The sequence below is a fragment of the Bacillus sp. FJAT-52991 genome (assembly GCF_037201805.1).
Taxonomy (GTDB): Bacteria; Bacillota; Bacilli; order Bacillales; family Domibacillaceae; genus Bacillus_CE; species Bacillus_CE kandeliae.
On record NZ_CP147404.1, the window covers coordinates 582,221 to 594,855 of the forward strand.

At 40.4% G+C, this 12,635-nt stretch carries 13 protein-coding genes; 12 read left to right on the top strand and 1 reads right to left on the bottom strand.

All coding sequences use genetic code 11. The features are described from left to right. Positions 1–12 precede the first annotated feature (12 nt). The 5 genes from WDJ61_RS03135 (at position 13) to WDJ61_RS03155 (ending at position 5,310) form a co-directional block, all read left to right on the top strand. A complete protein-coding gene (locus WDJ61_RS03135) occupies positions 13–801 on the top strand; it encodes an SDR family oxidoreductase (protein ID WP_338753075.1) in 789 nt (262 codons plus the stop codon). 195 nt (positions 802–996) lie between these two features. Continuing rightward, positions 997–2,178 (top strand): acetyl-CoA C-acetyltransferase, encoded by a 1,182-nt coding sequence (locus WDJ61_RS03140; RefSeq protein ID WP_338753077.1) that lies wholly within the window; start codon positions 997–999, stop codon positions 2,176–2,178. Positions 2,179–2,664: 486 nt separating this feature from the next. Beyond that, positions 2,665–3,762: a serine hydrolase gene (locus WDJ61_RS03145; RefSeq protein WP_338754679.1), complete on the top strand. Its 1,098-nt coding sequence runs from the start codon at positions 2,665–2,667 to the stop codon at positions 3,760–3,762. 67 nt (positions 3,763–3,829) lie between these two features. Beyond that, positions 3,830–4,744, top strand: coding sequence for an HPr(Ser) kinase/phosphatase (hprK, locus tag WDJ61_RS03150; protein WP_338753079.1), 915 nt, complete (start codon positions 3,830–3,832; stop codon positions 4,742–4,744). Between the two features lie 26 nt (positions 4,745–4,770). Continuing rightward, positions 4,771–5,310 (top strand): hydrolase, encoded by a 540-nt coding sequence (locus tag WDJ61_RS03155; protein ID WP_338753080.1) that lies wholly within the window; start codon positions 4,771–4,773, stop codon positions 5,308–5,310. A 169-nt stretch (positions 5,311–5,479) separates the two neighbouring features. Here WDJ61_RS03155 and WDJ61_RS03160 read toward each other — a convergent pair whose 3' ends face one another. Beyond that, positions 5,480–5,641 (bottom strand): hypothetical protein, encoded by a 162-nt coding sequence (locus WDJ61_RS03160; RefSeq protein WP_338753081.1) that lies wholly within the window; start codon positions 5,639–5,641, stop codon positions 5,480–5,482. A 203-nt stretch (positions 5,642–5,844) separates the two neighbouring features. Here WDJ61_RS03160 and WDJ61_RS03165 point away from each other — a divergent pair, with 203 nt between their 5' ends. From WDJ61_RS03165 to WDJ61_RS03195, 7 genes are all read left to right on the top strand, one after another. Then, positions 5,845–7,170 (top strand): short-chain fatty acid transporter, encoded by a 1,326-nt coding sequence (locus WDJ61_RS03165; RefSeq protein WP_338753083.1) that lies wholly within the window; start codon positions 5,845–5,847, stop codon positions 7,168–7,170. Between the two features lie 126 nt (positions 7,171–7,296). Continuing rightward, positions 7,297–8,574: an MFS transporter gene (locus tag WDJ61_RS03170; RefSeq protein WP_338753084.1), complete on the top strand. Its 1,278-nt coding sequence runs from the start codon at positions 7,297–7,299 to the stop codon at positions 8,572–8,574. Positions 8,575–8,653: 79 nt separating this feature from the next. Beyond that, positions 8,654–9,508, top strand: coding sequence for a protein-glutamine gamma-glutamyltransferase (locus WDJ61_RS03175; RefSeq protein ID WP_338753085.1), 855 nt, complete (start codon positions 8,654–8,656; stop codon positions 9,506–9,508). A 316-nt stretch (positions 9,509–9,824) separates the two neighbouring features. Beyond that, positions 9,825–10,259, top strand: coding sequence for a hypothetical protein (locus tag WDJ61_RS03180; RefSeq protein ID WP_338753086.1), 435 nt, complete (start codon positions 9,825–9,827; stop codon positions 10,257–10,259). Then, positions 10,247–10,537 (top strand): YxcD family protein, encoded by a 291-nt coding sequence (locus WDJ61_RS03185; protein WP_338753087.1) that lies wholly within the window; start codon positions 10,247–10,249, stop codon positions 10,535–10,537. The genes WDJ61_RS03180 and WDJ61_RS03185 overlap by 13 nt, the downstream gene beginning before the upstream one ends. Positions 10,538–10,680: 143 nt before the next feature. Continuing rightward, on the top strand, positions 10,681–11,244 hold the full coding sequence (locus WDJ61_RS03190) for a TIGR00730 family Rossman fold protein (RefSeq protein ID WP_338753088.1): 564 nt from the start codon (positions 10,681–10,683) through the stop codon (positions 11,242–11,244). Between the two features lie 88 nt (positions 11,245–11,332). Then, positions 11,333–12,631 carry a hemolysin family protein gene (locus tag WDJ61_RS03195; protein WP_338753090.1) on the top strand — a complete coding sequence of 433 codons (1,299 nt, stop codon included), beginning with the start codon at positions 11,333–11,335 and terminating at the stop codon, positions 12,629–12,631. The last annotated feature ends 4 nt before the right edge of the window (positions 12,632–12,635 follow it).

Here is a 12,635-nt window from a genome sequence, read left to right on the forward strand (position 1 = left end):
GAGGAGATTGGAATGTCAGTTAAACAAATGTTTGATTTATCAGGACAGACAGCATTAGTTGCAGGAGGCGGTAGTGGGTTAGGGCGTCTAATGGCCTTGGCACTAGCAGAAGCAGGTGCAAATGTTGTAGTATGCTCACGTCGTTTAGAGGTTTGTGAGCAAGTGGTGAAAGAAGTTGAAGCATTAGGAAGACAAGGACTTGCCTTAGCAATAGATGTAACAGATTCTGAAGCTGTCCGTCAAAGTGTGGATAAAGCCATTTCTCATTTTGGAAAGATCGAAATTTTAGTTAACAGCAGCGGAACGGTTTGGGAAGGACCTGCTACCGAAATGCCTGTAGAAAAATGGCAAGGGATGCTCAATACAAATGTTACAGGAACATTTTTGATGTGTCAGGCTGTAGGCAAACATATGATCGAAAACGAATACGGAAGAATCATTAACATTTCTTCTGTTATTGGAGATAGAGGGACTGACCCAGAAGCAGTAGACTCTGTAGGATATACAACAAGTAAGGGTGCCGTAATGACTTTAACGAAGGATCTTGCCGTTAAGTGGGGCCGCCATGGAGTGAATGTGAATTCCATTGCGCCTGGAGTTTTCCAAACGGGAATGAATGACCCAGAAGTTCCAGGAACGCTTGTACAAAAAGCAGGTCCGATCATTGCTTCCCAAATTCCAGTAAGGAGATTAGGAAACGAAAATGATTTGGCAGGAGCGGTCGTTTATTTTGCTTCTGCAGCTTCTGATTATTGTACTGGACAAGTATTGGCTGTTGATGGGGGCTTTGGCGCTAAGTAAATCCTCTCGATAACCAATCGTTAGTTAGATAATGTAATAGATTAAGTTTTTTCATAACATCAGAAAATAGAGAGACATTTCCTTACATGCTTACAACATTTAAGGCGAAATGTTGTAAGTATGTAGGGTTTGAATAGTGGGAATATTCAGATTTAAAATCAACAAGAAAAACAGGAAAAGAGAGGGGTATGACAAATGGCTGACGTTTATATTTTAGGAGGAGCGAGAACTCCATTTGGCAGTTTTGGGGGAAGTTTAAAGGATGTTTCTGCTATTGAGCTAGGAACGATTGCTTGCAGGGGAGCGATCGAGCAGAGTAAAGTGGAAGCGAAAGAAATTGAGCATGTGTTTGCTGGTAATGTTATTCATACATCAAAAAATTCCTCCTACCTGGCTAGACATGTGGCCTTGAAGGCTGGGATTCCGATTGAGAGCCCTTCCTTAACACTCAATCGCTTGTGCGGTTCTGGCTTGCAAGCTGTAGTTTCTGCAGCACAGACGATTTCATTAGATGAAGCCCAAGTCGCTCTAGCCCTTGGTACGGAAAATATGAGCCAATCCCCTCATGTTTTAAGGAATGTCCGTTTTGGAACGGGTCTAAAATCTCCAGACATGGATGATATGCTTTGGGCAACGTTAAGTGATGAATATATCGGTTGCGGAATGGGAATGACGGCAGAAAATCTAGCCGACCAATATGAAATCGGGCGTGAAATGCAAGATCAATTTGCATTGGAATCCCAACGGAAAGCAGCTAGAGCACAGAGGGAAGGTCGATTCAAGCAAGAAATTACACCGGTCATTGTAACAAATAAAGGAAAACAGATCACCATCGATGAGGATGAGTATATTCGTCATGATGCTGCCATAGAAAGACTAGCAAAGTTAAAGTCGACCTTTAAAAAGGATGGAACGGTTACTGCTGGAAATGCTAGCGGCATTAACGATGGTGCTGGCGCTGTGATTTTGGCTAGCGACGCTTACTTAACAAAGAATTCAAGTATCACTCCTATGGCCAGGATTGTCTCGTGGGGAATTGCTGGAGTTGATCCGAGCATCATGGGTATCGGCCCGGTGCCAGCAACCCGATTAGCATTAAAAAGAGCAGGGTTAAGCATCGATGATATCGACTTAATTGAAGCGAATGAAGCGTTTGCCGCCCAGTATCTTGCCGTTGAAAAGGAACTCAACCTTAATCGGGAGAAAGTGAATGTGAATGGTGGAGCAATTGCATTAGGTCACCCAGTTGGAGCGAGTGGTGCGAGAATTTTGAATTCCTTGGCAATTGAATTGAAAAATCAAGGGAAGAAATACGGATTGGCTACCTTATGTATCGGCGGAGGACAAGGGATTTCGATGATTATTGAATCTGTGTAAATTAGAAAAGCATTACATTTTTTATATTCTCATGATGGAAAGGCGGGGGTTGTCATGGTTTATGTCTGCAAGGGACATTTGGTTAAAGGAGTACAAACAATTCAAGTCCCTCATGTCAACAAGGTTTCTGCTACAAAACTATTTTGCCAATTTTGTGGGAAACAAGCACATTATAAATTATTTACTATTTAAGAGCAAACGAGCAAAATGCTGCAACTCTTTATAATAGTAGTTTTTAATGATGTAGTATGTTAGATGTTCTCGTTGTCTTGAGAGTATAAAATATTTTGTGTAAATGAATACAGACACAAAAAAAGGAAGACCTTTCCTTGATAGAATTGAGTTACCACACAAAATTCTATTAAGGAAAGGTCTTCCTATGAGTCAGTTAAAGACATTTTCCATTGAGTGGAAGGTGTTTTTTATGTTTACGAAACTAAATGCCGGATAATTCGTATATACCATTAGGAGGTGTCTCAGGTGAAAATGATACTTTGGATCGGTATTGGGATCATCATTGCTTTAGTGATTAGAATTGGCAGTTGGATGTTTCAAAAGGGTGATCCTGAATATATTTTGAAATTTTTAAAAGAGAATGCTAAGAATAAAAATGTTGCCTTATCGGTCAAGTATAATAAGGAGAAATGGGTAGAGGTAAATGGGCGAGAGCCGCTTCCGCTAGCGAGCACGGTTAAAATGATTGTAGCGATTGCCTATGCCAAGCAGGCAGCGGATGGACGGATCGATCCTCAACAGAACGTGACATTTAAGGAATTAAACACTTATTATGTGCCAAAAACGGATGGCGGCGCCCATGAGGCATGGCTGGATTCTGTGAAAAAAGACAAAGAGATTAACAGTGTTCCTTTAAGCGAAGTGGCAAAAGGAATGATTGCCTACAGTTCTAATGCCAATACGGACTATTTAATACAGGTACTCGGACTTGAAAATATCAACCGTGTTCTTAAAGAGTTGAATGTGACGGATCATGAACCGATTTATCCGATGGTCAGTACGCTCTTCATTCCTTTACAGCTTATGAGGGAGAAGAATATAACAAAAGAAGAAACGCTGCAGGCATTAAAGGAAATGGATATGGATGAATACCGTAATCAGGCCATTGCTATCCATCAACAATGGTTAAATGAACTGCCTTCGGATGAAGAGAAACAGCAGTTGGTTAAAATAATGGATATGGATTTTCAAAAGGTTTGGTCTGATCGCTTGTCGCGCGCAACGACAGACGATTATGTGTCGATTATAGAAAAACTTAATAGCAAAACGTTATTCAGTAAGTCTGTCCATGAATACCTAGATCCCATTATGGAATCCTTAATGAATAACCCTAAAAATCGTGAATGGCTTGTCCATGGGGGGCAAAAGAGCGGGTCCACTGTTTTTGTGCTCACGATGGCGATGTATGCCACTGATAAACAAGGGAATCAAACAGAGCTTGCATTTTTTGCGAACGACTTAAGCTTATTAGAGCAAAAAAAGCTTTCATTAAATATGAACAGTTTTCAGCTTAAGTTTTTAACAAATGATGAGTTTCGCAGGCGTGTTCAAAAAGAACTTGCTTTTTAGTGATCATCACAAAACGATTTTTTATGAAAATCTGATATAATTTGTGGTGTTAAAGGAGTGTTTTGGGATGAAATCAATTACGGTAGAACAGCTCGTTCGCAAGTTTTCATTAGAGGTAGTGGCGGGCGGAGAGTATTTGGATCGTCCGGTAGTTAAGTCAAAGACCGCTCGTCCAGGGTTGGAATTTATTGATTACTTTGACTTTTTGCCGATGGAGCATGTTCAAATTCTTGGTCGAAATGAAATCAATTATTTACAGCAATTAAGCGGTGAAGAGCAGAAGTCGAGAATCGGAAATATTATGAAATATAACCCTCCATGTATGATTGTGACCGGGAAACAGGAGGAGTTGACGCATTTAAGGCAATGCTGTGCGGAAGCAGGAATTCCTTTGTTGCGGACGGAGGGCCCGACGACTGTCTTCGTTGCAAAGCTCGATACATATATGTTAAAAACACTCGCTCCAGAAACAGCGATACATGGTGTGTGTGTGAATGTTTCTGGGATCGGCATTTTATTGCGGGGGAAATCGGGAGTGGGCAAAAGTGAGACAGCGCATACGTTAATTGGCCGCGGACATCGGTTAGTGGCTGATGATATCGTTGTGTTGAGGAAGCTTAGTCCACGAACATTGCTCGGCACCCATAACGAAACGAATAAAGAATTTCTTGCTCTGCGCAGCATTGGTTTATTAAATGTCGTGCGTTTGTATGGAAGGAAGGCTTTTCAAGATGAAACTCGCATTGCTCTTGATATTGAATTAACGAAATGGGAGACCGATTCTTTAAATAATGAGTTAGAGGTCGAAGCGAAGTTTACGGATTATATGGGTGTGCAAATTCCGCATGTTCAAATTCAGCTTCAGCCAGGCCGTGATGTGGCAGGGTTGATTGAAGCGGCGGCGAATAATTGGTATTTAAGGCAGCAAGGATACAGTGCCGCAGAAGAATTTATGAAACGGTTGGAGACGGATCTTTCGTAACGAATGCTTAAAAGGAGTGGGATGACTTGCTGAAAAAAGATCAAACGGTGTTTGTTTTAGTGGATGTTCAAGGAAAGCTAGCTCGTGTCGTTCATGAAAGCGGGGCGATGATCAATCAATTGCAGAGGCTGATTAAAGGGCTGCAAATTCTAAATATCCCGATCATTTGGCTAGAACAGTATCCAGAAGGGTTAGGAGCGACGATTGAAGAGGTTGCCGATGAGCTATCAGGGATAGAACCCATTCATAAAATGACATTTAGCGGCTGGAAGAATGAACAGTTTAAACAAGCAGTGGAAGCGACGGGATGTCAGCAAATTTTAGTGGGTGGCATTGAGACGCATATTTGTGTGTATCAAACGAGTGCGGAGTTGAAAGCTGCCGGATATGAAGTGCAAGTCATCTCGGATGTCGTTTCTTCACGGACGTTAGCGAATAAACAAATTGGCCTGGAAAAAATGAAAGCGCTAGACATTTTAATGACGAGTGTAGAAATGGCATTATATGAACTGCTAGAATCAGCAGATACCGCTGAATTTAAAGAAATTTTGAAGGTAATTAAGTAAGGGGCTTTCCTCTAAGTCGATGTTGCGGCTTGGAGGAAAGCCCTTTTTTCTATTCTGATGGAGGAATCAGTCGGGGCATTCCTCATTTTAGTCGGAGATGGCTTAGAATCAGGCGGGGATTTGGAAAAATCAGTCGCCAAGCACGTTCAATCAGTCGACTTCCTAATTATTACTCCCCTTCACTCGTACGATTTTTAAAAGCTTCATACGTGGCAATATCATCAATTGGCTCAAGCTGATCTTTCTGTTCCTTTGCCCCTTTGGCGATCTTATTCGTATAGTTTCCTGGGTTTCCCTTTTCTTTATGATTAAAGCCTTTTCCGCGTCCCATATATTTTCTCTCCTTTCTATTTTGCCTTCTTAGTGTTCTTCTCGTTTTAAAAAATATTCCGGTGTACATACAGCCTTGTTGAGGTAGTTGTATGATTTTGTCAGTATATGTCTACGAAAAAAAAGAGGAAATAGGAAGAAATGATGGAATATTTATAAAATATCAGAAAATTATGTATTTTGGAAAGCGGGGAGAAAAAAAGGTTGAAGGTGCTTATTTCGTTGTCTAATAAGTTAATGCAAAGGTATTTACCAGATCCATTTTTATTTGTTATTATTCTTACTTTTTTTGTTGCTGGTTTATCGTTGATTGTGACAGATAGTACGCCTGTTCAAGTAGTGAAGTATTGGGGAGAGGGGTTTTGGGGGTTATTAGCATTCGCGATGCAAATGGTTCTTGTGCTTGTAACTGGTCATACGTTGGCAAGCAGTCCGGTTTTCAAAAAAGCATTGAGGAATTTAGCTTCGATTCCGAAGTCACCAGGGAAAGCCATCGTTCTTGTTTCCATTATTTCCATTTTAGCGAGCTTGATTAACTGGGGATTTGGTCTTGTGATTGGCGCCTTATTTGCGAAAGAGTTGGCGAAAAAAGTGGATGGGGTTGATTATCGGCTGTTAATTGCCAGTGCTTATGGTGGATTCGTTGTATGGCATGGTGGGTTATCAGGTTCGGTACCACTTACGATTGCGACACCTGGTCATTTTACAGAAAACATCATTGGCGTTGTGCCAACAAGCGAAACGATTTTTTCAACGTATAATTTAGTGATCATTGCCGCTCTTTTTGTGACGATTCCGATCATTAATCGATTGATGATGCCGTCAAAGGATCAAACGGTAAGTATTGACCGTTCCTTGCTTGAGGAAACGGATTCATTGCAAGCGGCAACGATGGAAGCAGCAGAGTTAACACCAGCAGATAAACTTGAAAATAGTCGAGTGATCTCTATCGTAACAGGGATTTTAGGACTTAGTTTTTTGGTCTTATATATTAAAGAAAATGGCTGGAATCTTAATTTAGATATCGTCAATTTTATCTTCTTATTTCTTGGCATTTTACTTCATGGCACACCGAAACGATTTTTAGAAGCAGTCGGAAATGCCGTCAAAGGAGCGAGTGGGATTATTATTCAATTCCCATTTTATGCAGGGTTAATGGGGATCATGGTCTCGACCGGATTAGCGACGGTGTTATCTGAAGCCTTCGTTTCTATTTCAACGGAAAACACGTTCCATGTACTTGTCTTCTGGAGTGCCGGTCTTGTTAACTTTTTTGTTCCTTCCGGCGGAGGACAATGGGCTGTTCAGGCACCAGTTATGCTAGAGGCCGCTCAAAACTTGGACGTATCAATGTCGAAAACGGCTATGGCTGTGGCTTGGGGCGATGCTTGGACGAATCTGATTCAGCCATTTTGGGCATTGCCGGCACTTGCGATTGCTGGATTAAAGGCAAAAGATATTATGGGCTTCTGTCTCATTATTTTATTTGTGAGTGGAGTGGTGATTTCTTTAGGGTTCTTTTTCTTTTAGTTTGCGAAGTGCTTCCTTTCAATGGAGGCACTTTTTTAATGCTCTCACACCTCAACGATATCTTTTACATTTTTCATAAAGAATTGTAAATGCTAAGTGAAAGACTAGATGATAGAAGGTGGGATCATGGCAGCGTTCGGTGGTTGGAAGCAAAGTGGATTTCATTTGAAAGTGTTGCTTGCGGGAGTATTGTTATCTCATCTTGGTACATATATGGTTGTACCGCTTCTGCCGATTTTTTTAAAGGTGGAGAAGGGGATGACGATTGCTGAAATTGGCATAATATTGGCGATGTCTCCTTTTACCTATCAAGTAAGTAGCTTGTTGAGTGGGTGGTTGGCTGATCGTATTGGTAGGAGAGGCGTGATGGCCGTTGGTGCGTGGCTGAATGGAGCCGCGATTGCTGGCTTTGCCCTTTTTGATACATTTTGGCTGTTGATTAGTATGGGGTTACTCAGCGGGCTAGGGGTTGGATTAAATACGCCGTCCACGAAAGCGACGATTGCCGCTCTGGCTGCGGAGGAGGACAATAAGACGACGGCCTTTTCTTTAAGGGGAGTGGCGGCCAATGTAGGGATCGCCCTTGCTGGTTTGTTAACTTATTTTGTATTGGGTGGAGCTTTTACGCTCATTTTTTATACGGCGGCGGGTCTTTATATGTTATCGGGATTCATCAGTTTGTTTATGCTGCCAAAGGGGTGTGGTGATCAGCCTTGCGAAACCGTTCCGTTAAAAGAGTATTTGGAGGTTTTTAAGAATAAAGCCTTTGTTGTGTTTTCATTGGTGAGTATTTTCATTTGGGCGTTGTATACTCAGTTGGCCTTGAGCTTGCCTTTACGAGCGGAGGATATTTTGCCTGAGCCGAGTGTGGTTAGCTTGATCTGGACAGTGAATGCAGTCATTGTCGTTGTACTGCAAACACCGATGTCTAGGTGGTTTATTGAAAAAACTCATCCGATGTATGTTTTGGCTGTAGGCGTCTTATTTATCGGGGCAGGGCTTGGGTCGATTTATTTCTCGACGAATTTCTATTGGCTATTAGGAAGCGGAGCCATTTTTATTATTGGTGAGATGTTGATTTTGCCTACGATGGATGCGACCGTATCACGACTTGGAACAGCAAAACTGATTGGTGTATTTTTCGGAATCACGAATTTTGTTTCCGGAGTGGGGGAAGGAATTGGGAAATTCGCAGGTGGCCAGCTGCTTCGTTTAGGCACGACTTCATCGATCCCATGGTTGACGTTTGCTATTGCTGGCGTCGTTATCAGCAGTTTATTAGTTGCTTTGCGTTTTTGGCCACCGTTACAATTTTCCATGCTTAGAAAGGAGAAAGAGAGGAGAAAAACAACAGCTGCTTCCTTTTGGCATGGGATATTTGGAAAAAGAAGTCCTGTCAAATAATATCCAGCTTCCTTTTTAAGGAATGCTGGGTTTTTTCTTTGAATAGGATAAGTAATAATGTGTGGAAAAGGGGGATCACATGATTGTAGTGTCGGGAATGCCCTTTCAGCAAATGAACATTTGGCCAGCTGGGAGTATTGAACATAGGATTATTCAGGAGATGAATAAAGCTTCGGTTGTGTATTCTTATCCATCTATAGATGATTTATCATTTGAAGTGAATATGCGAAAAAGCATTATTCAAAGTGCTAGAGCTTTAAATAATAGTAAAGCACGGTTTGCTGTATTTGCAAGGTCCCGTGCAAACCCACAGTATTGGTATGTCACCCATTTTGGAGGATTTCAACAAAGGCAAGATGTGAGGCCATCGGATGCGATTTTAGATATTTATAACAATAGTTCGCAATATGCGTTTGAATGTGCAACAGCAAAACTGATTGTGTATTATCATGCGGTGCTTAAAGTGATTGGGGAAGCGGCGTTCAATCAATGGTTTCAATCGATTCATTTATATAGCTGGCATGCCGACCCTGATCTTGGATTAAAGGCTAGGGACTTGGAGCATTTTTTGCCTGGAGATGTCGTATATTTTAAAAATCCGGAGTTTGATCCGAATAAGTCTCAGTGGAGAGGAGAAAATGCCGTTGTTCTTGAAGATGGTACGTATTATGGGCATGGAATTGGCATCGGCACGGCTGAACACATCATTGCTGAATTAAATAAACAGAGAAGGCCAGGGGCTAGCCAGTCAGCTTATTTGACTAAATTGGTGGTAAGACCGTCTTTCAACCATCTTGCGAACATATTGTTTATGAATATGAGGGTGAAATATCAAAACGTGATCATTCAGCATAACAAAGCGTCCATTTCTTATGATGATTATGCGTTATTACATGTTGCTTATCAGAAATGGAAAAGTTATGTGAATCGGTGAGGAGTTTATTAGAGTAACACCCTTGACATTCGCCTATTATTCCGTTACGCTAGTAATAGATGTTCAATATTCCTTATAAGGGGAGTAGCTTTTACAGCAAAGTCGTCATTACGGAGCACATAGCTCTCGGCTTTGTTGGCAACGAATGATGTTGTTAGCAAGACCTTACCTAGAAAATGGTAGAGGTCTTTTATGCGTTTATGGCCTATACCTAACTGGGTATAGGCTCTTTTTATTGGGAAAGAGGAGGTTCGGTGTATAGAGAAAACATAGATGATGTTAGAAAAATGATAATAAAAAATGGAGGGTTTTTTAAATGATTAAAAAAATAATGGCATCTTTATTAGTGTTAAGCTTATGTTTCGTACCAGTTGCTCATATGTTGGATCAAAATGCAAACGTAGCGAGTGCAAAGAAATATAACTCAGGGAAAAAATCGTATAACTCAAATTCAACAAATAGCAACAGTCCTTCTACGTTTAAAAAAGAAAATGATAAAAAAGATTCCATGACGACTGCAAAAAAATCAACAGCGACTAAGTCGAATAAGGGCGGTTTTTTAAAAGGGATGATGCTCGGTGGTTTAGCCGGTTTACTATTTGGTAGTTTACTTGGAAATCTTGGCGTTTTAGGTTCGATCCTTGGCTTTATGATTAATACGCTGGCGATCGTAGCAATTGTGATGATTGTTCGCAAAATCTTCACTTCTTTGAAAAAGAAACGCAAGGATGATCAAGCATGGGAAAGATAAAAATTTCTGAGCAAGATGTTGTCAATGCCCTTTGTTTACATCTTGCGAATCAAAAGCGAATTTCTCCTGAAGAAGTCGACATCGAGCTAATGTACGATGATGAATATGGCTTCTCAGCTGAAGCTCACTGGTCAGGGCGGAAACAAATTTTAGCGACGGTGCATATGATTGAGGCCCTTCGCTTTTGGCTCGATACGCAAATGAACATGGACCCATTTGCTGCGGGGATTGAATTGGTTCTTGATGATGATGAAGGAATTATCGCCTTTGTGAGGTAAGGATAAAGGAGAAGGATTCAGCGTGTAGAGACGTTGAATCCTTTTTTGGTGTAAGGGGTTAGTGGCAATCGCACCGATTTATATCAATTATTAGGTATAATTTTAAATATTGGGTGTTTGAGATTTAAGAGGAGGAAACAAAGATGAAAAGTATTGCTGTATTTTGTGGATCAAGAATGGGAGCTTCTGAGAGTTATAGAGAAGGAGCAATTGCATTAGGAAAGGAATTGGCAAACAGGGGAATCGCTTTAGTGTATGGTGGAGCCAGTGTTGGTACGATGGGAGTGATTGCCGATACGGTGTTAGCGGAAGGAGGTCGGGTGATTGGTGTCATCCCGGAAGTGTTGATGAATCGAGAAATCGCTCATCCGAATTTGACCGAGCTGATTGTGGTTTCCTCTATGCATGAAAGAAAGGCAAAAATGGCGGAGTTGGCTGATGGTTTTATTTCCATGCCAGGTGGGGCTGGAACGTTGGAGGAGTTTTTTGAAATTTACACATGGGCACAAATAGGCATTCATCAAAAGCCTAATGGATTATTAAATATAAATCACTTTTATGACCCGCTGTTGGCAATGTTTGATCATATGGTGAAAGAAGAATTTGTCCAAGCAAAGCATCGTTCCATGTTGTTAGTGAATGCTGATCCGAAAGTTTTGTTGGATCAATTTCAAATGTATGAAGCGTCTTCTGTGAAGACATTTTGATACAAACATTACTTTTATTACTGAATTAATTCTCGGAGATTAAAAGAACAATAAGGAGGTGTAAGTCTTACTTTAGTAAGACTATCTATTGACCACCATTAATTTAATTATATTTGTCATACTAATCGCTCTAACTGCATTTTTTGTAGCAACAGAATTTGCGATGGTAAAAGTAAGAGCGTCCAAAATTGATCAGCTTATACTAGAAGGGAAAAAAGGAGCAGTTTCTGCTAAAAAAGTAGTCAGCCACTTAGATGAATATTTATCAGCCTGCCAACTGGGGATAACTGTTACAGCGCTAGGTATTGGATGGGTTGGGGAATCCACATTTGAAGTTATATTACATCCAATATTTAGTTATTTTCATGTCGATGAATCACTATCGCATGTATTAATATTAGTTATTGCCTTTATTCTCTCAACATTTTTACATGTTGTAGTTGGGGAACTTGCTCCTAAAACACTGGCTATTCAAAAAGCAGAAGCTATTACCCTTCTGACTGCAAAGCCAATCATATGGTTTTACCGCATTTTGTACCCATTTATTTGGCTCTTAAATGGTTCTGCTCGTGTATTAGTTGGCCTGTTTGGTTTGAAACCTGCTTCAGAACATGAAGCGGCTCATTCTGAAGAAGAGTTGCGAATATTATTATCTGAAAGTTACAAGAGCGGAGAAATTAACAAGAGTGAGTTAAAGTACATGAATAATATCTTTGAATTTGATGACAGAATTGCGAAAGAGATCATGGTACCTCGCACCGAAATTGTGACGCTTTCACTTGACGATACCTATGATGATGTGCTCAATATCATTAAAACTGAAAAATATACACGATATCCAGTTGTAGATGGTGACAAAGATAAGGTTCGTGGCTTTATCAATGTTAAAGAATTCTTAACGGCTCAACTTACTACAGACCAAAGTATAGACGAAAGCTTTAAATTAGAGGCATTCATAAATCCAGTTATTCATGTAATCGAAACTGTTCCAATCCATGACTTATTGGTAAAAATGCAAAAAGAACGTATCCACATTGCTATCTTAATGGATGAATACGGGGGAACCTCTGGCCTAGTAACGGTTGAAGATATTCTTGAGGAAATTGTTGGAGAAATTAGAGATGAATTTGATGAAGATGAAGTACCGGATATTCGAAAGTTAAACGAAAATCACTTTATTTTAGATTCTAAATTGCTCGTTGAGGATGTTAACAACTTATTAGGAACGGATTTATCTCATGAGGAAGTAGATACAATAGGTGGTTGGTTCTTAACTCAAAACATCGATGCAGAGATAGGATCAGAGATAGAAGCTGAGGGATATGTATTTAAAATACACAAAAAAGATGGGCACCACATTCATTATTTAGAAGTACAAAAAATATAAACCG

Coding starts and splice junctions, on each gene's coding strand:
- WDJ61_RS03135 (WP_338753075.1), top strand. CDS start 13: ATGTCAGTTAAACAAATGTTTGATTTATCAGGACAGACAGCATTAGTT.
- hprK (WP_338753079.1), top strand. CDS start 3,830: ATGAAATCAATTACGGTAGAACAGCTCGTTCGCAAGTTTTCATTAGAG.
- WDJ61_RS03145 (WP_338754679.1), top strand. CDS start 2,665: ATGATACTTTGGATCGGTATTGGGATCATCATTGCTTTAGTGATTAGA.
- WDJ61_RS03170 (WP_338753084.1), top strand. CDS start 7,297: ATGGCAGCGTTCGGTGGTTGGAAGCAAAGTGGATTTCATTTGAAAGTG.
- WDJ61_RS03160 (WP_338753081.1), bottom strand. CDS start 5,641: ATGGGACGCGGAAAAGGCTTTAATCATAAAGAAAAGGGAAACCCAGGA.
- WDJ61_RS03190 (WP_338753088.1), top strand. CDS start 10,681: ATGAAAAGTATTGCTGTATTTTGTGGATCAAGAATGGGAGCTTCTGAG.
- WDJ61_RS03180 (WP_338753086.1), top strand. CDS start 9,825: ATGATTAAAAAAATAATGGCATCTTTATTAGTGTTAAGCTTATGTTTC.
- WDJ61_RS03140 (WP_338753077.1), top strand. CDS start 997: ATGGCTGACGTTTATATTTTAGGAGGAGCGAGAACTCCATTTGGCAGT.
- WDJ61_RS03175 (WP_338753085.1), top strand. CDS start 8,654: ATGATTGTAGTGTCGGGAATGCCCTTTCAGCAAATGAACATTTGGCCA.
- WDJ61_RS03185 (WP_338753087.1), top strand. CDS start 10,247: ATGGGAAAGATAAAAATTTCTGAGCAAGATGTTGTCAATGCCCTTTGT.